General features: G+C 37.4%; 19 protein-coding genes and 1 tRNA gene. 10 read left to right on the top strand and 10 right to left on the bottom strand.

All coding sequences use genetic code 11. The features are described 5' to 3' along the window. Positions 1-4 precede the first annotated feature (4 nt). The 3 genes from BUC06_RS06295 (at position 5) to BUC06_RS06285 (ending at position 3,712) form a co-directional block, all read left to right on the top strand. A complete protein-coding gene (locus BUC06_RS06295; protein ID WP_073331278.1) occupies positions 5-505 on the top strand; it encodes an endonuclease V in 501 nt (166 codons plus the stop codon). A 208-nt stretch (positions 506-713) separates the two neighbouring features. Next, complete coding sequence (locus tag BUC06_RS06290; RefSeq protein ID WP_073331275.1) at positions 714-2,012, top strand: T9SS type A sorting domain-containing protein; 1,299 nt, start codon at positions 714-716, stop codon at positions 2,010-2,012. 152 nt (positions 2,013-2,164) lie between these two features. Continuing rightward, a complete protein-coding gene (locus tag BUC06_RS06285; protein ID WP_073331272.1) occupies positions 2,165-3,712 on the top strand; it encodes an IS1182 family transposase in 1,548 nt (515 codons plus the stop codon). Positions 3,713-3,828: 116 nt separating this feature from the next. Here the strand turns inward: BUC06_RS06285 and BUC06_RS06280 are convergent, their stop codons facing one another. Next, a complete protein-coding gene (locus BUC06_RS06280) occupies positions 3,829-7,173 on the bottom strand; it encodes a DEAD/DEAH box helicase (RefSeq protein ID WP_073331269.1) in 3,345 nt (1,114 codons plus the stop codon). Between the two features lie 241 nt (positions 7,174-7,414). On the opposite strand from BUC06_RS06280, the gene BUC06_RS06275 reads away from it, so the two are divergent. From BUC06_RS06275 to BUC06_RS06265, 3 genes are all read left to right on the top strand, one after another. Beyond that, complete coding sequence (locus tag BUC06_RS06275) at positions 7,415-8,473, top strand: 3-oxoacyl-ACP synthase III family protein (RefSeq protein ID WP_073331265.1); 1,059 nt, start codon at positions 7,415-7,417, stop codon at positions 8,471-8,473. Between the two features lie 208 nt (positions 8,474-8,681). Then, positions 8,682-9,479 (top strand): SDR family oxidoreductase, encoded by a 798-nt coding sequence (locus BUC06_RS06270; protein ID WP_073331262.1) that lies wholly within the window; start codon positions 8,682-8,684, stop codon positions 9,477-9,479. Between the two features lie 78 nt (positions 9,480-9,557). After that, positions 9,558-10,472 (top strand): helix-turn-helix domain-containing protein, encoded by a 915-nt coding sequence (locus tag BUC06_RS06265; protein ID WP_073331260.1) that lies wholly within the window; start codon positions 9,558-9,560, stop codon positions 10,470-10,472. A gap of 73 nt (positions 10,473-10,545) precedes the next feature. Here the strand turns inward: BUC06_RS06265 and BUC06_RS06260 are convergent. Both BUC06_RS06260 and BUC06_RS06255 read right to left on the bottom strand, forming a co-directional pair. Beyond that, a tRNA-Arg gene (locus tag BUC06_RS06260) sits at positions 10,546-10,617 on the bottom strand. A gap of 95 nt (positions 10,618-10,712) precedes the next feature. Continuing rightward, positions 10,713-11,954, bottom strand: a complete 1,242-nt coding sequence (locus tag BUC06_RS06255; protein ID WP_073331257.1) for a PKD domain-containing protein — start codon at positions 11,952-11,954, stop codon at positions 10,713-10,715. A gap of 438 nt (positions 11,955-12,392) precedes the next feature. Here BUC06_RS06255 and BUC06_RS06250 point away from each other — a divergent pair, with 438 nt between their 5' ends. Continuing rightward, positions 12,393-13,826 (top strand): tetratricopeptide repeat protein, encoded by a 1,434-nt coding sequence (locus tag BUC06_RS06250; protein ID WP_073331254.1) that lies wholly within the window; start codon positions 12,393-12,395, stop codon positions 13,824-13,826. Between the two features lie 601 nt (positions 13,827-14,427). On the opposite strand, the gene BUC06_RS06245 is transcribed toward BUC06_RS06250, so the two are convergent. After that, entirely contained in the window at positions 14,428-15,198 is a 771-nt protein-coding gene (locus tag BUC06_RS06245; RefSeq protein ID WP_073331251.1) for an alpha/beta hydrolase family protein, read from the bottom strand. 221 nt (positions 15,199-15,419) lie between these two features. After that, positions 15,420-18,212, bottom strand: coding sequence for an excinuclease ABC subunit UvrA (uvrA, locus tag BUC06_RS06240; protein ID WP_073331248.1), 2,793 nt, complete (start codon positions 18,210-18,212; stop codon positions 15,420-15,422). Positions 18,213-18,725: 513 nt separating this feature from the next. Here uvrA and BUC06_RS06235 point away from each other — a divergent pair. Next, positions 18,726-20,537, top strand: a complete 1,812-nt coding sequence (locus BUC06_RS06235; protein ID WP_073331245.1) for a TonB-dependent receptor plug domain-containing protein — start codon at positions 18,726-18,728, stop codon at positions 20,535-20,537. A 71-nt stretch (positions 20,538-20,608) separates the two neighbouring features. Beyond that, on the top strand, positions 20,609-21,325 hold the full coding sequence (locus BUC06_RS06230; RefSeq protein WP_073331242.1) for a DUF2490 domain-containing protein: 717 nt from the start codon (positions 20,609-20,611) through the stop codon (positions 21,323-21,325). Here the strand turns inward: BUC06_RS06230 and BUC06_RS06225 are convergent. The 5 genes from BUC06_RS06225 to BUC06_RS06205 form a co-directional block, all read right to left on the bottom strand. Beyond that, positions 21,322-23,370: a M48 family metalloprotease gene (locus BUC06_RS06225; protein WP_073331238.1), complete on the bottom strand. Its 2,049-nt coding sequence runs from the start codon at positions 23,368-23,370 to the stop codon at positions 21,322-21,324. The two genes, BUC06_RS06230 and BUC06_RS06225, sit on opposite strands and share 4 nt — an antisense overlap. A gap of 18 nt (positions 23,371-23,388) precedes the next feature. Further along, complete coding sequence (locus BUC06_RS06220) at positions 23,389-23,835, bottom strand: phosphohydrolase (RefSeq protein ID WP_083563996.1); 447 nt, start codon at positions 23,833-23,835, stop codon at positions 23,389-23,391. 79 nt (positions 23,836-23,914) lie between these two features. After that, positions 23,915-24,250, bottom strand: a complete 336-nt coding sequence (locus BUC06_RS06215; RefSeq protein WP_073331235.1) for a YegP family protein — start codon at positions 24,248-24,250, stop codon at positions 23,915-23,917. Positions 24,251-24,288: 38 nt separating this feature from the next. After that, positions 24,289-24,612 carry a hypothetical protein gene (locus BUC06_RS06210; protein ID WP_139263318.1) on the bottom strand — a complete coding sequence of 108 codons (324 nt, stop codon included), beginning with the start codon at positions 24,610-24,612 and terminating at the stop codon, positions 24,289-24,291. A 112-nt stretch (positions 24,613-24,724) separates the two neighbouring features. Continuing rightward, on the bottom strand, positions 24,725-25,207 hold the full coding sequence (locus BUC06_RS06205; protein WP_139263316.1) for a hypothetical protein: 483 nt from the start codon (positions 25,205-25,207) through the stop codon (positions 24,725-24,727). Between the two features lie 238 nt (positions 25,208-25,445). Here BUC06_RS06205 and BUC06_RS06200 point away from each other — a divergent pair, with 238 nt between their 5' ends. Then, positions 25,446-26,288: a GNAT family N-acetyltransferase gene (locus tag BUC06_RS06200; RefSeq protein ID WP_073331225.1), complete on the top strand. Its 843-nt coding sequence runs from the start codon at positions 25,446-25,448 to the stop codon at positions 26,286-26,288. Positions 26,289-26,373 lie beyond the last annotated feature (85 nt).

Here is a 26,373-nt window from a genome sequence, read left to right as displayed (position 1 = left end):
AGAGATGATTTACGCTTTTGACACCTATTATTACGAGGATTATGCGAATACCGCGTGTATCGCATTTCAGGACTGGAGTTCCGAAAAAGAATCTGAAATTTTTATTGAAAAAACAGACATCACCTCTGACTATGAGAGTGGTACATTCTATAAAAGGGAATTACCCTGCATTTTAAGCCTGCTGAAGAAGATCGAACTAAAAGAAGAAGATCTTATTATAGTAGATGGCTATGTTACTCTTGACAACGACGGGAAAATGGGACTTGGAGGCTATTTATATGAAGCTTTGGATCAGAAATATCCGATAATAGGGATTGCCAAGAACAAATTTGCATCACCGGATTCCCAAAGAAGAAGTATTTTGAGGGGAGAAAGCAAAACACCGCTGTTTCTTACGGCAAAAGGCGCAGAGGTTGATGAAATACTCCATAAAGTAGAACAAATGGCTGGTTTGTACCGCATACCAAACCTTCTGAAAAAACTCGATCAGCTTTCCAGAGCATAATTTTTTTTATACATCCGGTATAACAATCTCAATACTGTAGGTAATTTCATTTTGATATCGCGGATTCAATTGACGTATTATCAGTGTATTATCCCATATTGATTATTTTATTTTTGTGTTATTCTTCAAAAAGTGACAAATATCATTCGTTTCTTATTTTTATTAATTCTAAATAAATATAAATTTGTCTCAAGAAAATAAGGAATAAATGAAGAAATTATCTACTCTATCTGCTGTTGTATTCTACATGATGATGAATGGGCAGTATTGTAATCCGGCATTTCAATATGGAGCCGACAGCAATATGATCACTAATGTCAGTTTAGGAACGATCAATAATACATCATCTTCTCAGTCCGGAAGCACCCAGATATACGAAAATTTCACGTCGATGTCTACAGATCTTCAGGCTGGTAACAGTTATCAGATTTCTGTAAAAGGTCCATCCAGTACTTTTCCAAGTGATGTTGTTGTTTTTATTGATTTTAATAAAAACGGGAATTTTGATGATGCGGGAGAACGTTTCAATATAGGAAGGCTGGGAGCCGCTAATCCTTTCAATGCAATGACGATTACCGGAATGATAGCAATTCCTGCCAATGCAGCATCCGGTGCCACCAGAATGAGAGTATTCAAAAATACCAATACCGCTGCTTATTCTGATCCAAATGCCGCCAATTCTATCAATACAGCTTGTGATACTGGTTTAAGAGCAGGACAGGCAGAAGATTATACGGTTAATATTACGGGTAATAATGTAGTTTTTCCGTCGCCCTATTGTGGACCTGAAAATGTGACCACCCTTACTGTCAGTGAAATAACAAAGGTAGAGTTTGCAGGAATTTCCAGAGAAAGTACTATCGACGGAAACTCAGACGCGATCGAGAATTTTACAGGTACTGTTTTCAATGTGAACAGAGGAAATTCTTATCCGATAACTATTACAGGAGGAACTCAGGGGCAAACCACCGTTTCTGCTTATGCTTACATAGATCTTAATCACAATAATATTTTTGATGTGAATGAAGTATTTAATTTAGGCTATCTGGATAATTCTGACCCTATTCCAGGCAGACAGTCCGGAGTAACGTCCGGAACGATTGAAATTCCTGCCGATGCTATGCTTGGAGAGACCCGCTTCAGAATTGTCAAAGCCTATGAATCCAGTTCATGGATGGGAACTCTCGAAAATCGTCCATGCCCTTCAGGATGGTTCATTGGACAGGTTGAAGATTATACTTTAAATGTAAAAGCTTCAAATCTGGCGACATCGGAAGTGGTAAAAAGATCTTCTTCCAGAATATATCCTAATCCTACATCAGATTCTGTATATGTGAAGACGGAGGCTGGATTGGAAAAATATGAGATTTATAATTTGGCAGGACAAAAACTTGCAGAAGGAACGTCGGATGTTATTAATATGCAAAGTCTGGCGTCCGGAACTTACCTGATTAAGCTTCACACCAGAGATCAAAAAATCACCACCGAAAAGATCATTAAAAAATAAGAACACTTATCTAATCATATCCATATCAATTTTTGTTTTTTTTAGGAAGCCGTCTCACAACTGAGGCGGTTTTTTTCTTTTTAAAAAGTAAATAATTTTTATATATTTTGATTTGTTTTTTTTGTATATTTATTTGGTAATCAATTATATGTATGGCTTTTAAGCATTATAATCAAAATCAGCTGGTTTTATTTCCGCATACTTTTGACGATCTGATTCCTATGGATCATCCTGTACGGATTGTAAATGAAGTTTTAGATAAGATCAACATCAGCACCTTATTAGATGCATACCGCAAAGAAGGCAACCCTAGCTATCATCCCTTGATGATGCTCAAAGTGATGGTTTTTGCATATATGGAAAATATTTATTCCTCCCGTAAGATAGAAAAGGCCATGCGGGAAAATGTTTTGTTCATGTGGCTTTCCAATATGAATATTGCCGATCATAATACCATTGCCCGTTTTCGGAGCCAGAAACTGCAAACTGCATTTAAGGATGTCTTTACACAAGTGGTTTTGCTGTTGGCGGAAGAAGGTTTGATAACTTTAAAGCAAATCTATACCGACGGAACTAAGATTGAAGCGCAGGCAGGGCGCTATACCTTTGTGTGGGGGAAATCGATCAAAACCAACAAAGAAAAAATGCTAAAGCAGCTGGAAGAGTTATGGAAGTATGCCCAAAGCATCGCTTCGGATGAAGATAAAGATCCCGAACCTCCGGAGTTCAGAGAAATCAACAAAGAGAAAATCCAAAAAACGGTAGAAAGCATCAACCAGAAACTGAAAGGAAGTAAAATCGCTGATAAGAAAGGGGGAGCTAAAGCTAAAGCCAAGCTGAACTACATCAGGAATAATTTTGAAAAGAATCTTGATAAATACCAGCAGCAGGAAGAGATTCTCGCAGAGCGTGGCTCTTACAGCAAAACCGATACAGATGCTACTTTTATGCGGATGAAGGAAGATCACATGAAGAACGGACAGCTCAAGCCTGCTTACAATACGCAAATCTCCACCGAGAACCAGTTTATTCTGAATTATACGCTTCATCAAACCCCTGCCGATACTAATACTTTAGCTTCCCATCTGGAAAATTTTAAAGACAACATAGGCCAGGAAAAATTCTACGAAATAGAATCCCTTACCGCCGATGCAGGTTACGGAAGTGAAGAGAATTATGAGCTTTTAGAGAAACTTGAAATAGAGGCTTTTGTAAAGTACAATACGTTTGATAAAGAACAGGACGAAAACTATCAGAGTAAAAACAAAACCTTTAGCAAAGAGCATTTGCACTACAACCAGGAGAAAGACTTTTACGTTTGTCCAATGGGACAACGGATGGAAAAAACCCACGAAAGCAACAAAACTACCAAGACCGGTTTTGAGCAGACCTTATCGCATTACAAGGTCAAAAACTGCCAAGGGTGCCCATTAAGAAGCATGTGCCATCAATCCAAAGAAAACCGAAGCATAGAGAGAAATCACAATCTGGAACGTCATAAAGAACTCACACGAAAGCGACTGAAAAGTGAAGAAGGGATAGAAAAACGTAAAAAAAGATGTTACGATGTAGAGCCTGTGTTTGCCAACCTCAAACACAATCACCATTTTAAGCGATTTATGCTAAAATCACTGAAAAAAGTAGAAATTGAGTTCGGTTTACATGCTTTAGCACACAACTTAAGAAAGAAAGTGGCATAAAAAGGTACTCCAAATCAAAAAAATCATCCTAAAAAAATAATATTGACAGTTTATAAACAAAAACCGCCTCAAGGAAAATGAGACGGCTTCTTTCTTTTTTTGAAAGGAATAGACTTTTATGATGGTTTGGATTCCAATAAGCCCAGTAAATCATTTTTTGAAAGCTTCTGAATACCTGTTCCGTCGGTCTGGAGCAGATTTTGAGCCAATTCGTTTTTCCTTTTCTGAAGACTTAAAATCTTTTCTTCCACAGTATTCGAACAGATCAGCCGGACAGCAATCACATTTTTAGTTTGTCCGATCCGGTAGCTTCGGTCGATAGCCTGATTTTCGGCAGCAGGATTCCACCATGGATCTACAAGATAAATATAGTCAGCCTGCGTAAGGTTGAGCCCCACACCGCCGGCTTTTAAACTGATCAGAAATACACGGACCTCCTCATTTTCCTGAAAATTTTTGACGGTTTTGCCTCTGTTTTTGGTTTGTCCGGTAAGGTATTCAAAAGGAATCTTTTTACGTTCAAATTCAGCTTTAAGTAAGTCCAGCATCTCTACAAATTGCGAGAAGACCAGGATTTTATGATCTTTAGCTTTACTTTGAATCTGTTCCATCAGTATCTCTATTTTCACGGCATGCTCATTGGAATATCCCTCTTTTAAAAGGACCGGAGAATTGCAGATCTGTCTGAGTCGGGTAAGACCCGTGAGGACGTGCATACTGTTTTTATTCAGGTCATCGTCATCATTGGCGGCTATAAATTCACGGAGTTCCTTTTCATAAGCATCATAAATTTTACGTTGTTCCCCATCCATTTCGCAGTAGATCACCATCTCTGTTTTGTCAGGCAGCTCTTTGGCCACCTGTTTCTTGGTTCTGCGGAGAATAAAAGGCTTTATTTTCTGCTGGAGTTCCTGAGCCCGTTTACCATATTCAAATTTATCAATAGGAACCGCATAAATGTCTTTAAAATACTGTTTGCTCCCCAAAAGCCCGGGACACGCAAAAGAAAGCTGGCTGTAAAGATCAAACGTATTATTTTCAATAGGAGTTCCGGTAAGAACGATCCTGTTTCTCGACTGTAACAGGCTAGCGGCTTTATACCTTTCCGAATTAGGATTTTTTATTGTTTGCGACTCATCCAGGAAGACATAATTGAAACGGAAGTTTTTCAGAAAACGAATATCCGAAAGAAGCATTCCATAGCTGGTAAGCACTATTTCATACTCAGACATATGCGCTGAATCCTTCAACCGGTCTGCTCCATAATGTGTCATCACCTTTAGAGAAGGCGCAAATTTGGCAATTTCTTCCTGCCAGTTGAAGAGAAGGGAAGTCGGAACTACCACAAGATTGGTCGCAGGTCCCCGTTTTTCCCTTTGAGATAGAATAAAAGCAATAACCTGAAGCGTTTTTCCAAGTCCCATATCATCGGCCAGACAGCCCCCGAAATTGAAACCATCTAAAAAGTCCAGCCAGTTCAGTCCGTCATGCTGATAATCCCTCAATACTGCATTTAATCCGGTGGGAATATTGATTTGAGGAATATCTTTAACAGATGAAAACTGAACAGAGTAGGAAGAAAGCTCTTCCTGCATTTCCTCACTTAAAATTTCTTTTTCAAACAAAGTGGAGACTTCAGTAAAATTGATCTTCGGAATTTTAAGATCTTCTGCATCAATTTCGCCGATCCGGAAAAACTCATTCATTCTGTCGATCCATTCTTCCGGAAGAACACCAAGGGTACCATCGTCCAGCTGTACAAATTTACTCCTGTTACGGATAGCCCGGTGAAGCTGTTTCAAAGCAGCATCTTTCTGTCCGAAACTCACCTTCAGTTTAGCATTGAACCAGTCGAGGCCGCTGGTAATCTGTATATTGATCTTAGCCCGGTGCCCATTGAGTTTATTATTTTTAAGTTCATTGAATCCCAGAATGATAACGCCTTCATTTCTCCACATTTCAAAAGCGTGAAGAAACCAGTCTTCGTCCAGAAATTTATCTTTGTGAAGATAAAAATAATCATAGCCGTCCATCTGTGCTTCAAAGTCGGGATGCTGCTTCATTATAAGAGAGGTAAAACGCGCTTCCTCAGCATCACTTCTGTCAATTTTAAATACATTTCCATTGTGATCTGTACCCAAAAGCTGCTTTCGGGAATAGACAGGAACCTCCGCCTGCCCATACTTCATAACCGGAGTTACGGCAATATAATTTCCCTGCTGCCGCAGGTAAATGATTCTCTCATTTCTGTGTGTTTCTTCTTCAAGCTGTACTGGAGTTGCAGTTTCTATATAGTTGTAATTAATTTGGATACGATGTTCAAGTGAAGTTAAAATATTCTGCATAAATGCTTCATATTTTGAGGAATGCACAAGCAGAATTTCGTTATTGGCTTTGAAAAATTTAATGACCCGCAGCATATCAGGATCATCTGCAAAACTGAAGGTATTCCGGCTGTAGATAAAGTACTCATTCCTGATGACCACATTTTTAAAAGGAACAGATATATCATTGAATTCAAGTTCGCCCGTTATTTCGTAAAATGGATCTTTTTTAAATACAGAAAGCCGTATTTCAGCCTGTAAAATTTCAAGGTTTACGGGGACAAGAGATTTCGCCGAAACGGTTTCTGATAATTCCCGGTCATGGTAGTATGTTTTGAGACCGAGAGGGTTTTGCACAATCAGCTTCATGGCCTCAAGTTCTGCTGTATTGTATTCTTCATTATAATTATTCTGAAAAGCAGAAACGGCCGTGTAGAATTTAATATGCTGTGGTTCTTCCGCTTTCCAGATCAGCTGCATGGCATCAACTGGAGTGACCGGATTCTTGATCTTTCCGGCTTGGGTGGCATCAGCTTCCATCAGCGAAAAGTTCAGGTGACTGTAATACCGGTGCCTTCCGATAACCAGTATTTTTCTTTTTCCGGTTTCCAGTAGCGCCAGTTCTTCAATCACTGAAGAGCGCTGGGGAAGAAGCTGCTGTTTTAAAACTTCCTCATCTATCGGTAGCATTTCCTTGATCTTAGAACGTACTTCAACTTTACCGTCAGCATATTCGAGTTCGAAATACATGTCAAGATCCGGCTCATTTTCTAAGCCATAACTTTTGGCTTTAGCCATCAACAGCTTTTTGCGAAGAAACGGATCAAAAAAAGTCCTGAAATTTTTATTTTCCAGAATACAATGGATAATTTCTGTCTGATGCTCACAAAGTTGGTCTTTGGCGCTGTTGCAGCTGCAGGTACTTACTATAGAACTGCCGATCTGGCTTACCGAAACATCTGGAAAATCCTTTAAAGGAGAGCTTTTTGTGAAAACCGCATTATTGTTTTCAATGGCAGTAGGATAAATTTCATGAAAATCTCTGATCTCCAGAAATGCACTCCCTGAGGTGTGTTTTAAAAGATCATAAACAGAAAGCGTCGTGATGCTTTTATTTTCAAGAATATATGCTGCCATAAGCAGGCGAATTTACGAAAAACCATGACAAAAATCAAAGGTATTGAGGATGAACTGGAAAACCAATGGTAGAGCGCGTTTCAATAGATGTTAAAGGCTTATTGTATGCTCTGAATACCAATATAAATATTCAATTCTATTTTATCATACGATTAATAGATATTTTATCGTTATTATTGTAGAATATTTGAATTCACGAAAAAATACAAAATGAATTTAAGAAGATTATAATTTTTTTTTAATGACAAGCAAGATTATAGGAGTCGGCAATTATATTCCGCCGGAGACAATTACAAATTTATTTTTTGACCAGCATCATTTTATTAATAAAAACGGAGAGTCATTAAAGGAACCGAATGATATTATTGCCAGAAAGCTCAAAGAAATTACCGGCATCGAAGAAAGAAGGTACGCGTCTGAAAATCAGGTGACTTCAGATCTGGGACTGATCGCAGCACAGAGAGCAATAGAAAATTCTAAAATAGATCCTGAAACACTGGATTATATTATATTTGCCCACAATTTTGGGGACGTACGCTCCGGAACTGTTCAGTCGGACAGCGTTCCAAGTCTTGCCTCAAGGGTAAAACATCTGTTGAAGATCAAAAATAATTTCTGTGTGGCCTATGATGTTCTGTTTGGATGTCCCGGATGGATTGAAGGAGTGATCCAGGCCAATGCATTCATCAGATCAGGTATTGCAAAGCGTTGTCTTGTGATTGGAGCAGAGACACTTTCAAGAGTTGTGGATATCCACGACAGAGACAGTATGATCTATGCCGATGGAGCAGGAGCTGCCATTCTGGAAGCCAGTGATGACGACAGTGGAATACAGTCCCATTTATCAGCCTCTTATACTTTAAACGAAAAAGACTTTCTGTTTTTTGGAAAGTCATACAACAACGAAAGCTGTCCTGATACCAAATACATCAAGATGGATGGCCGTAAGATCTATGAATTTGCGCTGGTGAATGTAGCCGATGCAATGAAGAAATGTATTGATGCGAGCGGATATACTATTGATCAGCTTGACAAAATTATTATCCACCAGGCTAATGAAAAGATGGATGAGGCGATCGTAAAACGCTTTTATCAGCTGTACGATCTTCCAATGCCGGAAAATATTATGCCGATGGTCATTTCTAAATTGGGAAACAGCAGTGTAGCGACAATTCCTACTTTGCTTACGATGATTTTAGATGGCGAACTGCCTTCCCACGAAATAAAAAAAGGGGATGTTGTTTTATTTGCCTCTGTAGGGGCAGGGATGAATATCAATTCATTTGTTTATAAATTTTAACTCATAATATAAGAAACGAGGGTGGTGCTCTCAGTGTTCACCTTAACTTCTCTTCTATAGAAAAGGGCTCAGATTGTTATGATCTGAGCCTTTTTTATTTACATATTTATAGATTCAAATCCGTTTTGGCTACACGATAGTCCAATTTGGCAACTCCAGCTTTTTTTCTAATGCTCACCTTTGTCCTGTTAATTTAATACAGAACAAAATGAAAACAATTTTTATAACAGGCGCTTCAACAGGACTAGGAAAAGCGACTGCCCAATTATTTCAAAGCAGAGGATGGAAAGTTATTGCGACCATGAGAAACCCGGAAGCAGATACAGAACTCAACGGTTTAGATAACGTTACCCTTCTTCCATTGGATGTAACCAATCTCGAACAGATCAGATCAACAGTCAGCAAAGCCCTTGAATTAGGGAGTATTGATGTCGTTTTTAATAATGCAGGATACGGTCTTATCGGACCTTTGGAAGCTTTGGCAGATGAGCAGATCCTAAAACAGCTGGATACAAACCTTTTAGGAGTGATTCGGGTCACAAAGGCATTTATCCCGTATTTCAGAGAACGAAAAAGCGGAATGTTTATTTCTACCACATCCATTGGAGGATTAATTGCATTTCCTTTGGGCTCTACTTACCATGCGACCAAGTGGGCACTGGAAGGCTGGAGTGAAAGCCTGGCTTATGAGTTGAACCCATTCGGAATTGACGTTAAAACAGTGTCTCCGGGAGGCATTAAAACAGATTTTGTAAGCCGTTCCTTAGATGCTGCCACAAGCCCCGCTTATGAAGAAATGACCAATTCTTTGTTCTCCAAAATGGAAGGAATGATGGAAGCTGCTTCAGAACCGGTACAGATTGCTGAAGTAGTCTATGAAGCTGCTACCGATGGTAAAAAGCAATTAAGATATGTAGCGGGAGAAGATGCCAGAGCATTGTATGCACAGCGTCTTGAGTTAGGCGATGAACTTTTCAGAGAACAGTTTGGAAAACAGTTTATCTAAGCTATTGAAATATAAAGGCAGCATAAGTAGATTTTATTGATGCTGTCTTTTAATCTAAATATTCAATACATTTATAGTATGGAAAAGAAAGATACCACCCCTATGAAAATTTCGTCCATATCGGAACTTCACAATCTGCTGAAGCTCCCTAAACCGCTTCATCCTCTGGTGAGCCTGGTGGATAATACCAAAATGATTGTTAATAAAGAGCTGCTGAACAGAAGTTTTCATCTCAATTTTTATAAGATCTCCTATAAATTTTCTGAGCATGGAAAAATGGGCTACGGGCAGGGCTATTATGACTTTAATGAAGGTGGAATGATGTTTACCTCTCCGGGGCAGATTCTTTCTACAGACGCGGATGCAGAATACTGCGGATATTCACTGCTGGTACATCCCGATTTTATACGGAGTTATCCTTTAGCAAAAAATATTAAGAAATTTGGGTTCTTTTCCTATGATACCAATGAAGCGCTGCATTTGTCTGATCACGAGAAAACGGTCATCACGGGACTGTTGGACAATATCAAAAATGAACTGAATACAGCCATCGATGAGGTGAGTCAGGATGTTATTGTTTCTTATATCGACGTTTTGCTGAACTATAGCAATCGTTTTTATAAAAGACAGTTTATCACAAGAAAAGCGGTCAACAGTGATCTGCTGTCTAAAATGGATACTGTACTTGAAGATTATTTTAATCAGGAGCAGACCTTAAAAAGTGGTATTCCCACAGTGGAGTTTCTGGCTTTTCAACTTCATCTGTCTCCTCATTATCTAAGTGATATGCTCCGGAATCTTACCGGACAGAATGCACAGCAGCACATTCATGAGAAACTCATTGAAAAGGCTAAAGAATATCTTACGGCTACCAATTTTTCGGTATCAGAAGTGGCTTATGCTTTAGGTTTTGAGCATCCACAGTCTTTTAATAAATTGTTTAAAAAGAAAACGGATGAAACGCCTTTAAGCTACAGACAGTTATTTAATTAATCCTCTGAAAATGAAAGGGTAGTATAATGAGACCATTTTTTTTAAAATTTTAATAATGATCCAAGATCAATTGTGACCTCACCAGGGATCGAACCTGGATCTAAAGTTTAGGAAACTTCTATTCTATCCATTGAACTATGAGGCCTTAAAAGGAATAAAAATACTAATTTATTGAAATAAAAAAAAGACTTTGCTGCTGCAAAGTCTTTTCATTTTATAAACCAATGTGACATTTCCGGTTTAGTCTTTCATTATTTTTACTTTTTCAAAACTGCCATCTTCAAAATGAATTCTTATCACATAAGTTCCTTTGATGTAAGCTGAAAAATCAATGGTTGTATCATAGGTTGACAAATTGGATAAGGTCTGAATTTTTCGGCCGTCAACAGTATAAATTTCAAGTTCTTTAAATTGTTTTCCTGTTTTTAGAAAACCTTGATGCGAAACAGGATTGGGGTAAAACTGAAAACTTTTCACAACATTTTCGGATACTGAAAGCTGGCTGGTATTTACTGTTTTTGTGAAGGTTTCGGAGCAGGAATTCCTGGTTACGGTAAGACTTACGGTGTAAGTTCCTGATGTAGCATAAAAGTGAACAGGATCCACCGAACTTGAAGTCGTTCCGTCTCCGAATGTCCATAAAACCATATCATAATTTGTTGATAAATTGGAAAAAGAAATGTTCTGGCCGTTCCCTGTTACAGAAAAGCCGGAGTGGATATGAAAAACATTCGAGTTCCACTGTGCGGGATTATTAAAAAAGGTTCCGTCTGCCAGCTGCTGATAATATTCGGCTTTATTCTGTGTCATACCGCTGTAGAATGAAGACGGAAAAATCCTGTCCTGAAAAAGAGCTGCATACACTGAAGCTGCGACAAGATAACTGCCCTGAGGCCCCGGATGAATATCGTTATACGTACTGTGCAAGGCAAGATCCGGTGTTGCTGTATAATGAGCTCTTGCAGATTCTCCCGCTGGAATCATTTCAGTCTGCATCAGAGTTGACATCTTTGTGATAGAATCTTTAATGGTCTTCTGTAAATTGAAATAGGTTGCATACTCATTTTGAGAAGGAACTCCATAGGGAATTTCGTACAGGAAAATCTTTGCGCACGGACTGTATTTTCTGATAGAATCTCTGAGCTTTTTACCTCTTTCAGCGGTTACGGAAACCGGGAATGAGTATCCTGCAGATTCGGCAGTTCCCGGCTGCATTACCACATATTTGTAGTTTTTTGATCTTATGGTCTGATAGAGAACATTATCATTGGCATGATTTACAAATCCCGCACCCCCTACAGTGTAGGAAGTCACTTCAACATTCTTTCCTTTGGAAGCGGCCAGGTCCTTAAAAAGAACAGGCATATCATTGAAATAGGTCATGCTGTTACCAATAAACAAAACAGGATCAGACTGTGCGAAAAGCAGAGTAGAAAGGGTAATCAGGATCAGAGTCAGTATACTTTTAATCATAGTATTCATTAAAATTAATTTTTAAATCAGTTAAAAACCATGGACTGCAAAAAAGCAGATCCATGGAACTGTAATAACTAGTATGAATGTTTCGTTTTGGCTATTCCGATTGAGAATACATTTTCATATTCTGAATAAATCAACAGGACAGATGCCTGTAATAATAAAAGGTAGTTTTTCTCCATAAAAAAATATTTAATTGATAAAATTTATATCTGTGTGGAAAGTTATATAAAAAGTAGTGAAATATTGTTAATATTGCAAAGAATATATTAATGGTGTGATCATGTTGTTTTTTGTAAAGATTTTCGAAATTAGCAATTATTTTGCTTCCGTAACCGATTAAAAGTACTGTCAGGCAAAGAGTAGTATCTAATACGTAGCTTTTATTCTGTAGATGTCAAACATAGTAACCCGATTAAGGTTTTAGAATACCCAAAGAATATTATGATTACAAAATTCCTTTCTTGTTTGTTTTTCTTTTCTCTGTTTTTTTATTCATTTTCTCAGCAACCCACAGAGCAAAGCCTTAAAAATATCATTTTTGATATCGGTTTTTCTACAGCCGGCAGCAATGAAATTAAAAAGATAGACCGTATTATTTCCATATGCCATAGAGAAAATTACAAAGATTGTGAAGTATTCGGATATCTTAAAATTGCCAATATTTACAATAAGAACAATGATATAAAAAAAGCTTTTTATTATACTGATCTTGTTGAAAAGAAAAAGCTGATCACTTCAGATACCGATTTTGAAGCTGTTTTTTATTTTCACACCATCCGCTCTCTTTTGCATCAGAAATTGGGAGAGCGAATCAAGGCTCTCAAACTGCTGGATGAAGTTGCGGTCCGGGCCAAAGGTAAGCCCTATTTTGAATATTTGCTTGAATGGCAGTATGCAGGGATTTACAACGAAATGAATGAAAAAGATAAAGCACTAGAGGCCTATAAAAAAGCCTACCTGGAATCAAAAAAATATCGAGAAAATTACCATAGTGAATCTGAAAAGAGCAAAAATAAATTAGCCAACAGTTATAAGCCCACAGCTTATCTCTCCGGAATGTATCTGGAAATGGGAAAGATGGATTCTGCCAGGATCTATATAGAAGAGGCGTTGCGCAATGGCAAAAAGATAGACGAAAAAGGAATTCAGTATATTACCTCTATCTATGCGGCCAAATATTATTTCAAAGCCAACGACCTGATAAAAGCACAGCATCACCTGTGGATCTGTAAAAGTATAGCAGTTCATTATTATAAAAGTGAAAATTATCAGAAAGCAGTGATCGGTGACTTGATCAATCTGTATGAGAAAATGGGAGAGAAAGACAGTGCAGACTATTATTCCAGACAGTTACTTACGGTGCAAAGTATCAATGATGCTCAAAATAAAGTCCAGAGAGATCTGTTAGATGAAAAACAGGCGGCGGAAGAACGTGGGAAAACAGAGGAAAAGAATAAGTTGATTTATCTCTGTGTTGCTCTGCTGCTGAGTATGGCTTTCATTGTTCTCTACTTTTTTTATTTCAAGAAAAGAAAATCTATCAATGTTGTACCAACAGAAATTGTTCCCGTACGGAACAACGATCTCTTTGAACAGGTTACTACGCTGGCCAAAGAAAACAGTCCTGAGTTTTTAACCCGTTTTAATGATTATTGTCCAGGTTTCTCAGAAAAACTGGTGAAGGCGGCCGACCTTAAAAATTCGGAAATTGCATTTTGTGCCTTTCTGTATCTTAATTTCTCTACAAAAGATATTGCAGCCTACACCTATACATCGGTACGGACGGTCCAAACCAAAAAGTATCGTCTCCGAAAGAAACTTAACATTCCAAATGAGACCGATACTTATATCTGGTTCAGGGATCTGATGAAGTAGAAGAAACTATTCCTTGATCCATTGGATAGCCGCAGCCAATTCAGCGTCAATACTAGTGTTTTCGGAAGGTGTCACAGAAATATCAGGCTGGATTTTTTCTTTATATTCTTTTCCTGTTCTGTCCATTTCATAAGAAACGGCTAAAAGCAGATTTCTTGCTGAAGGAAGATTATTTTTAGTTTGTTCAAATCAGGATTTTGTAATTAGGCCTGGGTAAAGTTCCGGCTGCCAGAAAGACCGTGCTTACTATAGTTTTTTCTTGGATTAATTTGTGATTAAAATATAGAAGGCAAAGTAAACAGAGAAACAAGATATTGAACTGTGTGGAGTGGTGCATAAAAGAATCCGCTCTTTAGGAGCGGATCCAGTAGATAAAAACATCTCATTTTTTTAATTAGACAACAATAAAAAGCACAGCCGACAATGCTGTGCTTAAATTTTTATTTCAAATTTAATTGCAATTTCAAAGCTGAAAAAAGCAAAAAATGATTTCATTTCAGTTGTATTACATAGTAAATGTAGTACTATTTTTAATACGAAACATGAATTTAATGTTAAAATTCACAAGTTATCCACAATTTAATGTGGATAAGTTTGTAAGCTATTGTTTATCAATGTATTTAAGTATGTAATTTTTCAGGATTTTATGTTCGTCATCATTTCCTTTGTTATCCATATGTCCGTGATTGATAGAAGTAGACTGTACAGTAATATGGTATTTTTTCTGCTCTTCAAACGACGGAAGTACTCCTTCATCAGCCGGATAATCATTGGAGCGTAGGGTATATATTTTAGGCATTGAGGTTCTGGAAAGATACATTCTCCGGTTATCGAGGGTAATAATCTTATAGACAAGATCTGGATATTTGGCAGCAAACAAAGCGGTCATATCTCCACCGTTGGAATGTCCGATCAGTGTCAGATGGTTATAGTCTAGATCTGGTCTGGTCTTTTTAAGTTCATTCAAGACAAATAAAATGTTCTCTGTACCCCGTTCCCAGAACGGCATTCTTACAATTTGCGGCTTTCCCTCCATAGGAATCAGTTCATCAGTCGGAAGTTCGTGCTGGATGCTTACGGTGAAATATCCTCTTGAAGCCAGCATTTCGGTGAGATAAGAATACACTAAATAATCACCTCCTTTATTGGCTCCGTAGCCATGACTGAAGATAACGACCTGTTGCCCTGACACTTTTTGACTGGTTTTCGGACTGTAAAAAGCCACCGGAATTTTACGATTTCTACTTTGATCAAACAGGGTAAGAGTATCAAGTTTAACGTTGAATGTTTTTTCTGAACTTGTGATCTTTCTGGATGTGCAGTTACAGAGTAATACAATAGTAAAGGAAGTGAATAGAAATTTACAGTTCATGATTTTAGATGTTAAAAAGATAGAGTGGTATGAAGGTGATGGGAATGATTGTTTTTCGAAGATAAAAAAAAGAGTTTAAAGATGCGGTTGAGTTATCTACTTTTGTTTAAATATATTGATTACCTTTTAAACCTACAGTAAGCAGAGTCCGTTTTTATATAATGCCCGGATTTATTTTTTTTAATAAAAAAACAGAGAGCCATTGGGCTCTCTATTGGTATCTAGTTTTCAAGTTTTTCCTTGATGTATTTTGCGGTATGCGATTTTTTGTTTTTCGCCAGGTCTTCCGGTGTTCCGGCAAAAACCACTTCTCCACCATATTTTCCGGCTTCAGGGCCAATGTCTATAATGTAGTCCGCACTTTTAATAATATCCGGCTGATGTTCAATAACAATTACCGAATGTCCGAGATCAATCAAAGCCTGCAATGATTTCAGTAATTTCTGAATGTCATGGAAATGAAGTCCTGTAGAGGGTTCATCAAAGATAAATAGTGTTTTGTCTGTCGTAACTCCTTTAACAAGGAATGAAGCCAGTTTCACACGCTGTGCTTCACCTCCGGAAAGGGTAGAAGAGCTTTGTCCCAGCTGTAAGTATCCTAGTCCAACCTCCTGAAGCGGTCTCAGTTTGGTAACTATTTTTTCTTCGTTATTGTCTCTAAAGAATTCTAAAGATTCATCAACTGTCATATGAAGGATGTCGGAAATGCTTTTCTCATCGAATTTTACTTCCAGAATCTCACTTTTGAAACGGGTACCTTTGCACACTTCGCATTCCAGCTCGATATCTGCCATAAACTGCATGGAAACATTGATCACTCCTTCACCTTTGCATTCGTCACATCTTCCGCCATCTACGTTGAAAGAAAAATGTTTCGGCTTATAGCCCATCATTTTTGATACTTTCTGTTTGGCAAAAAGATCCCTGATATCATCATATGCTTTCAGATAAGTAACCGGATTGGATCGGGAGGACTTTCCAATCGGATTCTGGTCGATCAGCTCGATATTCTTAATGAGTTTTTTGGGAAATTCTACAGAGTCATAATCGCCTTTTTTACCACCCATTCCAAGCTGGATCTGGATATCATTGGTTAAAATTTCCTTCATTAGCGTCGACTTTCCGCTTCCGGAAACTCCAGAAATTACCGTTAGGCTTTCCAAAGGAACATCTACGTCTATATTTTTAAGATTATTTTGCCTTGCTCCTTTAATATGGATCCATTCCTTCGCTTTTCTTCGCTTTTTAGGAACTTCAATTTCCATTCTTCCGGTCAAATATTTTGAGGTCAGCGTATCTGCATTTTTAAGATCATGATAATCCCCTGCAAATACCAGTTCACCACCCAGATAACCGGCTTCAGGACCGATATCAATAATATAATCCGCAGCTTTCATCACATCTTCGTCGTGCTCAACGACAATGACCGTATTTCCGAGATCACGGAGATTCTTTAAAACTCCGATCAGGTTTTCCGTATCTCTTGAGTGAAGACCAATAGAAGGTTCATCCAGAATATAAATAGATCCTACCAGTGAACTTCCCAAACTTGTCGCAAGGTTGATTCTCTGACTTTCACCACCGGAAAGGGTGTTGGAGGTTCTGTTGACGGTTAAATAGCCTAAACCTACTTTCAATAAAAACTGAATTCGGGTTTTGATCTCGTATAACAATCTTTTGGCAATATCCTGATCATGTTCAGAAAGTTTCAGTCCCTCTATTAAAGGATATAATTCATCCAGAGGAAGTTCGATCATGGACTGTATATTATGCCCGTCTATCTTTACCCAGGTTGTTTCTTCACGAAGCCTCAGGCCTTCACAGGTGGAACAGAGTGTTTTTCCTCTGTATCTGGAAAGCATAACGCGGTACTGAATTTTGTATAGGTTTTCTTCAAGCATTTTGAAGAAATTATTGATCGAAGGGAAGCTGCTTTTTCCGTCTCCTTTCCAAAGGAAATTTTTCTGTTCTTTGGTCAGCTGATGATAAGGCTTGTGGATAGGGAAGTCTTCTGCTTTTTTGATGAATGACTTTTTCCATTCACTCATGGTTTCTCCTCTCCATGAAACAATGGCATCTTCGTAAACAGATAAGGTCTTATTGGGAACAACAAGATCTTCATCGATGCCAATTACTTTTCCATAACCTTCACAGGCAGGACATGCTCCGTAAGGATTGTTGAAACTGAAAAAATGCACATTCGGTTCAAGGAACTCCATGCCGTCCAGTTCAAATTTATTGGAGAATTCTTTTACTTTTCCGGTATCCGCATTCTTCAATGCACAGTATCCGTGGCCTTCATAAAATGCCATTTGAATAGAGTCTGCCAATCTCTGAAGGAAACTTTCATCTTCTTCATAAGAGAAACGGTCGATGACAAGATTGATGATCATTCCTTTTTCAGGAGTAAAACCGAAGCTTTCCAGGTCTTCAATGCCTGCTACATTACTGTTTATTTCAAGTCTCGTGAAACCAGCCAGTTTTAAAACGTTCAGTGCTTCCTTGAAATTATCTGCATCATATTCCAGTGGAGCCGTCAGTAAAAATGAAGTATCCTTTTTGGAAGCTTTGATAAAATCAATTACATCGGAAACAGAATCTTTCTTCACTTCTTCGCCAGAAACCGGAGAATAGGTTTTCCCGATTCTTGCAAAAAGAAGTTTCATATAATCATAGATCTCTGTAGAAGTTCCTACGGTAGAACGTGGATTGGAAGAAATTACTTTCTGCTGAATAGCAATAGAGGGTGCAAGTCCTTTGATATCGTCTACCTTTGGTTTTTCTAATTTACCCAAAAACTGACGGGCATAGGAACTCAAACTCTCTACATATCTTCGCTGTCCTTCTGCATAAATAGTATCGAATGCCAGGGAAGATTTTCCGCTTCCGGAAACTCCCGTGATCACGATCAGTTTATTTTTCGGGATCAGAACGTCTATATGCTTCAGATTGTTAAGATGTGCATTCTTAACGAAGATCTGTTTTTTTATATCTATTTCTATTGTTTTAGCCATGTTTTATCTTTGAAAAAGATTGTTCGCATCTTAAAAAATTAAGACCCACAAAATTACGAATTTTTGGTGAAAATAATACGTTTAATATATTTACTCACGACAAATATATTCTCACGGATCACACTCAAAAAAGAAGACTTATAGATCTGAACTCAGGCATCAATGAGAAGTAGATGATTGCTAACTATAAGATTATATTAATGTCAGATCAGTATTGTTTTTTAAATCAATTTATGATTTTTATTATATTTTTAATTTTTCCACTTGTTTTGTATTTTAAAATTATTTAAAATTGTATTCATAAATAGGTAATAAAGAAATGAGAAAGTTATTCAGAGATCTTGTTACACATTTAATGAGAAAAAGATAAAAGGTTACTTCCCATGAGAGATGCAGTATAGTTCAATACTGCATCTTTTTTTTATGATAACTATCATTTGCCTGTGTTCAGGAACTCCCTTACTTTTGGGTCCATTATTAAAGAAACTGATTTAGAACAAAACTCGGACTACTATGATCAAGAAGGTTGGAAGCATATTTTTATTGGGATCCATGCTCTGCGCCTATGCCCAGGAAAAGACAACGGATATTGAAAGCATTGAATTTCAGGGTAAATTTATCTCCACGCCATATAAAAATGCCAATCAGAATATTACAGTGATTACCAAGGAAGATATTGCCCATTCTCCTGCAAAAAGCATTGATGAGGTTCTTCAGCAGGTTCCCGGGATGGATATCAGAAGGAGAGGAGCCAATGGGGTGCAGAGTGATATTGGTTTCAGAGGAAGTTCTTTTGAACAGGTATTGTTGCTGCTGAACGGAATCAGAATGAATGATTCGCAAACGGGACACAATTCTATGAATATACCTGTAGATATGGATGATGTGGAGAGAATAGAAATCATCAAAGGTCCTGCTGCCAGAAGGTTTGGTCAGAATGCCTATGCAGGAGTCATTAATATTATTACAAAAACAACACCAGGAAAACGGGTAAAAATAAGTGCGGAAGGCGGAGATTTTGAAACCTACGGATTCGGTTTCAATGCGCAGCTGGGAAATGAAAAATTCTCTAATGCTCTTCAGGCTAATTCTGCTTCGTCACAAGGGTATATGTACAATACAGACTATGAGATCCGAAATGTTTTCTACCAGAGCAAACTGAATATTAAAAACGGGGATCTTAAACTGCAGGCCGGTTTTTCTGAAAAGAAATTCGGAGCCAATGGCTTTTATGCGTCTAAAGATGCAAAGGAACAATATGAGGAAACACAGGCTTCTATTGTAAGTCTGGCACATCAGCAGACCTTTGGGGCTCTAAAACTAAGTTCTAATGTATACTGGAGAAGAGGTGAAGATATGTATGTTTATACAAGAAGCAATCCTGGTTTTTACAGAAATATGCATATCGGGAATAATGTGGGTGGAGAAGTGAATTCAAGCTATCAATGGGGATTGGGGACTACAGGTGTAGGTGTGGAGCTGAGAAAGGAGTTTCTTGCGAGTAATAATTTAGGCGAGCGAAACCGTTTTGTTTCGCAGGTTTTCTTTGAGCATCATTTTTCATTACTGGATAAAAAACTAAACATCAGTCCGGGCATTTCATGGGCCAATTATTCCAAGGAGGGGAACTTTTTCTATCCTGGTTTGGACGTTGGATACAATTTCAATCAGAATAATAAAATTTATGGAAACATTGCGCGAGTTCATAGAGTTCCGACATTTACAGATCTTTATTATGTAAGCAAAACGGAGCAGGGAAATCCTGATCTGCTTCCTGAAAATGCAGTTTCTTCAGAAGTGGGCTATCAGTACCAGAACAGCAGAATTCTGGCAAAAGTGAGCGGGTTTATGAGAAATTCCAATAATTCTATCGACTGGGTTAAAAAAAGCCTGACTGATCCGGTGTGGTATGCCCAGAATGTAGGTAAAATCGACACAAAAGGAATTGAAGTAGAGCTGAGCCACAGAGTCTTTGACTGGCTGAAATATACCGCAGGATACACGTATCTGGACAGTAAAATAAAAGAATCTGATGATTTTGTTTCAAGGTATATCCTGGACAATCTGAAGCATCAGGTTGTGGCCAAACTTGAAACCAGATTCCTGAAATATTTCACGAATGAATTGGTATACAGGTATAATGAAAGGATGAATCTGGGGACGTATAATTTACTGGATGAGAAACTGAGTTTTGCCAAAAAAGATTTCTCTGTATATGTCCTGATTAACAATGTGACCAATACAAAATATACCGAAGCTTTTGGGGTCGAAATGCCTCAGCGATGGTTCCATTTAGGCTTCTCGTATACGATCAATATTAAGTAAATGTTAATTCGAAATGAATGAAAGTTAATATTAACAAATTGTTAAATAATTTATTTTTGCAAAAATTTTTTATGAAACTTTTTTTAAGTCTGAGTTTACTTTTGAGTATAACCTTTTTAAAAGCACAGGAACACATTTCCAGCTTCAATGCAGTGACTCTAACCTATAAGTTTCATCCGAAATTTTTTCTTTATGCTGAAGGACAGCTCAGAGGTAACGAAGATTATACTTACCCTGATTATTACGAGATCAAAGGAGGGGTAGGTTACAATCTGACCAAAAATCACAAACCTTTCGTAGGTCTTGGGAGGTATGTGAACTATAAAGAACACAGCCTGAGCAGAGAAGAATTCAGGGTGTGGCTTCAGGACGTGATCGATCTGAAAAAAGGAATCGTGAAGTTTGAAAACCGTTTCCGTGCAGAGAAAAGCTGGTTCTATGAACCTGCAACCGATAAAGCTTCCCAGAGAATGCGTTACAGATACCGTCTGAACATCAGCGTTCCCCTGAATGCAAAAACAGTCAAAAAAGGAACGGTCTTCGCCAATGCTTATGACGAGATCTTTTTGGTAAGTCCGATGAAGCCTACTTTCGCAAGAAACAGGGTATACGGAGGTTTCGGATATCAGATCGATGACCATTTCGGAATCCTGACGGGCTATCTGTGGCAGCGTGAATTTGAAGCTAAAGGTAATAAAAACCTTCACTTTATCTATCTGGCCTTAAACATCAATATCGACGGTACGGACCATCCTACAAAAACCTATGATTTCCCGGGAGCAGATTAAGATGCTTTGTCTAAGTCTGCCTGAAAACCTAATAAATCCTTTTTTAGTTCAAGATAATATTCATTGAGGGTTTTCTGGAATTCATTAACCACAGCAAATACGGATCCAACTTCATTTTCAAGGTATTTGTCATGATTAAAGTAAATGTACGAAGCGTCTGCATATGATTTCAGGATAGATCTGCTTTCTTCTGTCAATGATTCTTTATAACTTGAGTTTTCTATAAAATCATTCAGATTTTTTTTGAAAGTGGCTTCCGCTTTTAAAAGTTTGGCTCTGTGCTTACGGATTTCTTCAAAAGGCAAAGTAACAGTCATAAACTGAAGGTATCCAACAAACTCAGTAAGTGCTTCCTGAAATCTGTCAAACTCTTTGTCTATAACTCCAAATTTTTTATATTTCCCCAATAAGATCGATTGATTGTATTGATCAGCCTTGCTGAAATAATAGCGGAAGATGTCTTCATCATTTTTCATAAGCTCTGTTTTTACTTTTAAAAGCTCACTTTCAAGCTCAGGAATCAGTTTGGTGGCATCTTTAGCCTTGTACAGATTTTCTCCGTACCTGAATGTTTTAATTTCTTTAGGGTTAGCTTTTAAATAAGCAAGGGTTTGCAGATCACTTTCAATTCCTGCTTTTTCATAAATTAAAGAAACTTTGGTGTCACTGAACAGATCTTCATCGTCTATAACGGTATCGGAACCTGCTATAATAGTTTCGATATTCTCTAATAATGGATTGTGAGCTTCATAGTATCCGTTAAAATTTGAACTTAAATACTGATAGGGATATTTTTCGATATAAAGTTCGATGAATTTTTCATCGTCTATAACTTCACCTACATTTTTCACCTGATGCAGGGTCAGATATTTTCGGGTCATCACCTCACAGATCTCATCATATCCTCTGATGATATTTTTTGCCAGTTCGTGATTTTCCGGAATGTTTCTGGTCTGGTTATTTCTGATTCTTTCAATTCTTTTTGCTGTGTCAGGATGAGAAGCCCACTGGTCCTGGATTTCAATTTTTGTTTTATTATAACGGGTCAGATCCCCTTCATCTACTTTTGGAAGTCCGTTAACATAAGGATGATTGTTTCTTTCACTGAAAATTTTCAGTAAAGAAGCATGATTTTTATAAAGATTTTGAGGAAGGTATTTCTGCTCACTTTGAGTATAAAAATTAAAGGAATAATAAAAAGCCGAATCACTTAATGCTATCCTTAATAAAGAAGAGATCTGCTCCTCAGGGTTGGTAAGAAAAGTAGAAACGGCATCCGCATGATATTCCATCTCCCGGCTCAGGGAAGCATGTTTTTGGAACAGGAAAGAAGAGACTTTTTTCAGGATAAATTGAAATATATTGATAAAGCCTACTGAAATCGCTCCAAATAAAGTAAGAAATGAATTTCCCGAAAAATTCAGGATCATATCTTCATATTCCTTGTTATTGTAAACCGTTTCGTAAACAATTTTTTGTGCATGGTGTACGTATCCGCCCACTTTCATACTTCTTTGGGAAAAATGCCCGAATTCATGAGCGAGAATGGTTTTTAATTCGCCGATACTGGTGGAATTGATTAATCCTAATCCTATGGTGAGATTTTTTCTCACCGGAAAAAACATACTCCAGAAAACAGAATTATAACTTACACTGGCATTAACATCAGGAGAAAGGAATACCTTTTTAGGAGCTTTTACCTGAGTGTCTGTGACAATTTCATCGATGATGCTAAAAAGTTCGGGCTGCTGGGATCTTGTAATTTCTACCAGATGCCGGGTAGTAGAGGTACTTCTTTTAAAAATGAATTTAATCATAAAATAAAACACAAAAATACCTATGCTGGCAAGCCCTGCGGCAGCTATCAGGGTGTAATAGCTTACTTTGAATGCAAGAATAGAATAGGCTCCATATCCTAAGAGTACAATCAGAAAGAGGGAAATGGCGATGAGGATAAGATATACCGTAAAAAATATTGAAATGGATACAATAGCAGAAGTCAGCTTAGACCTATAAGCTGGTGACATTTTAGGAAGGTTATTCATTTTTGTGTTTTTATATTTTTAGTATTTCTCGATCAGATAGCGGTACGCTTTCAGATATTTGTTAAACCGTTTAATATCTTTAGGTGTCAGTTCTCTGTTTACTCTCCGAAGATCCATATTATCGCGGAGGTCATTCAGCTTTACGGCTACCGAAAGAGGAGATCTTTCAGTTCTCTTGATAAACTCATCATAATCTTCTTCAGGATCATATTTGGTAAGGCAGCTTACGGCAAAAATTATATATTCTGGGAAACCTTCAGCTCTTAAATACTCGAGACTGAATTCTGCCGGATGATCTTCCACCACGTCGTGCAGTACACCTACGATCTTTTCATCAAGTGTTTTTCCATATTCCATCACTCTCAAAACGTGAGCAATGTAGGGTGCATGGTATTTGTCGGTTTGTCCTTTGTGTGCCTTATCGGCTATTTTTATGGCTCTGTTGAGCATTTCTTCTTTTGTCATTTCAAATAGAAAATAGAATACAAAAATAAAAAATGCCTTAAAAAATAAGACATTTTTATTGAGTTTATTTTAGATATTGTTAAAGAATGGTTTCATCCTCTACAGAGGAACCTGGTGCATTGTTTTTTACGGACTCTATCCCGTTTTCCATTCCGTTTTCAGACTCATACATCTGGCTGGTTCCTATAACCTGACCATTTCCTGCTTTTAAATTGAAATAGCAGCGCCCGTCTTTTGCTCCGTTTCTTTCAAATTTCGAATCGTCTTGCGAGTGGGTGCGTACAGATTCTATTCCGTTTTCGCATGATGATTTTGAGCCATATCCCTGACTTTTTAAGATCACTTGACCGTTTCCTGCTTTCAGATTGAATTTAAAGTCACCGTCTGTTCTCTTCGAGATAATAAATTTTCCCATAGTAATTGGTTTTTGTGGTTTGATTAGTTTGTTTTTAATTATTTTGAAGGTGTTTCTTTTTTGGCAGGATCTGTTGCTGTTTTTTCAGGAACCGTAGTGTTGAGTATCCTGTATTTTGAATAATCTTTTTTTGCCTCTTTTAAAGCCATGTAAGCGGAGGTGTCCTTGGGCTTTACGGTAAGCATTTTATAGAGTTCCTGATGGTCTGTATTACGGTCTGCCGGCATTCCTTTTTTACGATCTTTAAAGTAACTCACCTTTGCGGTGTCCGTTTTTGGCAGAACCTTTACTGTATCTTCCTTCTGCTGTGCGAAAATGGTTGTACAAAATACTATCAATGTACACGATAATAATGATTTCATTCCTTTACGTTTTTTAATAATGGTTATGATGGAGTAAAATTCCATTCTGGATTTTTAAACACTTTGTATTTTTTGGTTATTTCCTTATTTTTATCTGGCCATAAAAATTGGATCAGAACATCTTCTGTATCGTCATTTTTTTATTAATGGTAATGGAAACAGAGACCGGAATTTTTTTCTTTTTTAGTTTCCAGTTTTTATATTTAATTTCATTTTTCCTGATCTCAACAGGATCGTCGTTCAGACTTACAGGGTCGTTCTGGATCCATAGGATATTGGAGTCACCTAATGTTAAGATTTCACTTTCTATGCTTTTTAATTCTTTTATAATAAAAGGGTATTTTTTGAGAATAGATTCAGCATTCATGCATGAAATTTCCTCTGCGTACTCCATTGCTGCGGTACCGCATCCAAAATTAATCTTGGGTTCTTTAGGTCGGTTTATTCTGCTGCTGAAAGCATATTCCATCTTACTCAACGTAATGTCTTGTAATATACCATTGCATTTTGGTCTTATACTGTCTCGAAGGGCATATTGGGAAAAAGAGAGACAGAATACAAATACGGTAATAAAAGCGGATAATTTTTTTATCATAGTGTGAAAAAATGATTGCTGATCATATTTATTAACTAAAAATAGAAAAAAAATAGAAAGACAACAAAAAAAAGTATGGTAAACTCAATAATGTTGGGATATTTATAAAAAAGTTCAAGCTTTAAAAATAATAAATATTTGAGTTTCTTTAGAAATAAAGTACTTTTATAGCGCCTGTTTGATCAGGTTTTACAAATGATTTTTATAATTTTTTAACTGAAAATAGAGGTTGCCGAATATGAGAATTAAAAATTTAGAAGGTATAACGACAGAAGAGCTTGTTGATGTTTTTAATCTGTCATTCTCCGATTATATTGTGCCTTTTCAATTGACTATGGAACAATTGGAATCTAAAATTGAGGCCGAGGATATCAGACTTGATTTATCTTTGGGTGTTTTTGATTCCGATAGGATAGTAGGATTTATGCTTCATGGCTTAAGAATGGAGGAATCAGAATTGGCTGTATACAATGCCGGTACCGGAGTAATACCGGACTACAGAGGAAAAGGTCTGGTCGGGAAAATGTACGAAGAACTGATTCCTCAATTAAAAGCACTCAATGTAAAGAAAATGGTTCTTGAAGTCATCCAGGAGAACTGGCCCGCCATTAGAGCCTATGAGAAAATGGGATATGTTGTTTCCAGAAAACTGGACTGTTTCTCAGGTAAATTGGATATTTTAAATTACAATAAAGAGGTTACGATCCTGGAGGTTTCGGAATTTAAATGGAATGAATTTGTTTCTTTGTGGGAAATAAAACCTACCTGGCAAAATGCCGTTCATACATTAGAAAAAATCAAAGAACTTTGCCACATTGGTATGGCTTACAAGGACAATGTATTCGTGGGATATGTGATATTCAATGCAATGTCAGGAAAGATCCATCAGTTTGCCGTGTCTCCTGATTACCAAGGTATGGAAATTGGCAGCAGTTTATTTTCTTACGTTAATGAGGCGGTTAAAGGGCATGATGTGTATGTTTATAATGTGGATGATAGCTCAGCCTCTGCTTCCTGTTTTCTGAAAAAAATCGGGCTTTCAAAAAAGGTTGCCCAATTTGAAATGATAAGAGAAGTTTAATATTGACCGAACATTGTAATAATTATATCAAAAAAAGCGTCTCAATTTTGAGACGCTTTACAATCAAATTTATTTATAAAAAAGA

It is taken from the genome of Chryseobacterium carnipullorum (genome assembly GCF_900142785.1).
Taxonomy (GTDB): Bacteria; Bacteroidota; Bacteroidia; order Flavobacteriales; family Weeksellaceae; genus Chryseobacterium; species Chryseobacterium carnipullorum.
Note: the sequence above shows the minus strand (reverse complement) of the source record. Positions and strands in the feature narration are given on the sequence as shown.

What these genes read in the sequence shown, in the direction of transcription:
- BUC06_RS06295 (WP_073331278.1), top strand. Translation starts at nt 5, where the DNA reads ATGATTTACGCTTTTGACACCTATTATTACGAGGATTATGCGAATACC.
- BUC06_RS06290 (WP_073331275.1), top strand. Translation starts at nt 714, where the DNA reads ATGAAGAAATTATCTACTCTATCTGCTGTTGTATTCTACATGATGATG.
- BUC06_RS06285 (WP_073331272.1), top strand. Translation starts at nt 2,165, where the DNA reads ATGGCTTTTAAGCATTATAATCAAAATCAGCTGGTTTTATTTCCGCAT.
- BUC06_RS06280 (WP_073331269.1), bottom strand. Translation starts at nt 7,173, where the DNA reads ATGGCAGCATATATTCTTGAAAATAAAAGCATCACGACGCTTTCTGTT.
- BUC06_RS06275 (WP_073331265.1), top strand. Translation starts at nt 7,415, where the DNA reads ATGACAAGCAAGATTATAGGAGTCGGCAATTATATTCCGCCGGAGACA.
- BUC06_RS06270 (WP_073331262.1), top strand. Translation starts at nt 8,682, where the DNA reads ATGAAAACAATTTTTATAACAGGCGCTTCAACAGGACTAGGAAAAGCG.
- BUC06_RS06265 (WP_073331260.1), top strand. Translation starts at nt 9,558, where the DNA reads ATGGAAAAGAAAGATACCACCCCTATGAAAATTTCGTCCATATCGGAA.
- BUC06_RS06255 (WP_073331257.1), bottom strand. Translation starts at nt 11,954, where the DNA reads ATGAATACTATGATTAAAAGTATACTGACTCTGATCCTGATTACCCTT.
- BUC06_RS06250 (WP_073331254.1), top strand. Translation starts at nt 12,393, where the DNA reads ATGATTACAAAATTCCTTTCTTGTTTGTTTTTCTTTTCTCTGTTTTTT.
- BUC06_RS06245 (WP_073331251.1), bottom strand. Translation starts at nt 15,198, where the DNA reads ATGAACTGTAAATTTCTATTCACTTCCTTTACTATTGTATTACTCTGT.
- uvrA (WP_073331248.1), bottom strand. Translation starts at nt 18,212, where the DNA reads ATGGCTAAAACAATAGAAATAGATATAAAAAAACAGATCTTCGTTAAG.
- BUC06_RS06235 (WP_073331245.1), top strand. Translation starts at nt 18,726, where the DNA reads ATGATCAAGAAGGTTGGAAGCATATTTTTATTGGGATCCATGCTCTGC.
- BUC06_RS06230 (WP_073331242.1), top strand. Translation starts at nt 20,609, where the DNA reads ATGAAACTTTTTTTAAGTCTGAGTTTACTTTTGAGTATAACCTTTTTA.
- BUC06_RS06225 (WP_073331238.1), bottom strand. Translation starts at nt 23,370, where the DNA reads ATGAATAACCTTCCTAAAATGTCACCAGCTTATAGGTCTAAGCTGACT.
- BUC06_RS06220 (WP_083563996.1), bottom strand. Translation starts at nt 23,835, where the DNA reads ATGACAAAAGAAGAAATGCTCAACAGAGCCATAAAAATAGCCGATAAG.
- BUC06_RS06215 (WP_073331235.1), bottom strand. Translation starts at nt 24,250, where the DNA reads ATGGGAAAATTTATTATCTCGAAGAGAACAGACGGTGACTTTAAATTC.
- BUC06_RS06210 (WP_139263318.1), bottom strand. Translation starts at nt 24,612, where the DNA reads ATGAAATCATTATTATCGTGTACATTGATAGTATTTTGTACAACCATT.
- BUC06_RS06205 (WP_139263316.1), bottom strand. Translation starts at nt 25,207, where the DNA reads ATGATAAAAAAATTATCCGCTTTTATTACCGTATTTGTATTCTGTCTC.
- BUC06_RS06200 (WP_073331225.1), top strand. Translation starts at nt 25,446, where the DNA reads ATGAGAATTAAAAATTTAGAAGGTATAACGACAGAAGAGCTTGTTGAT.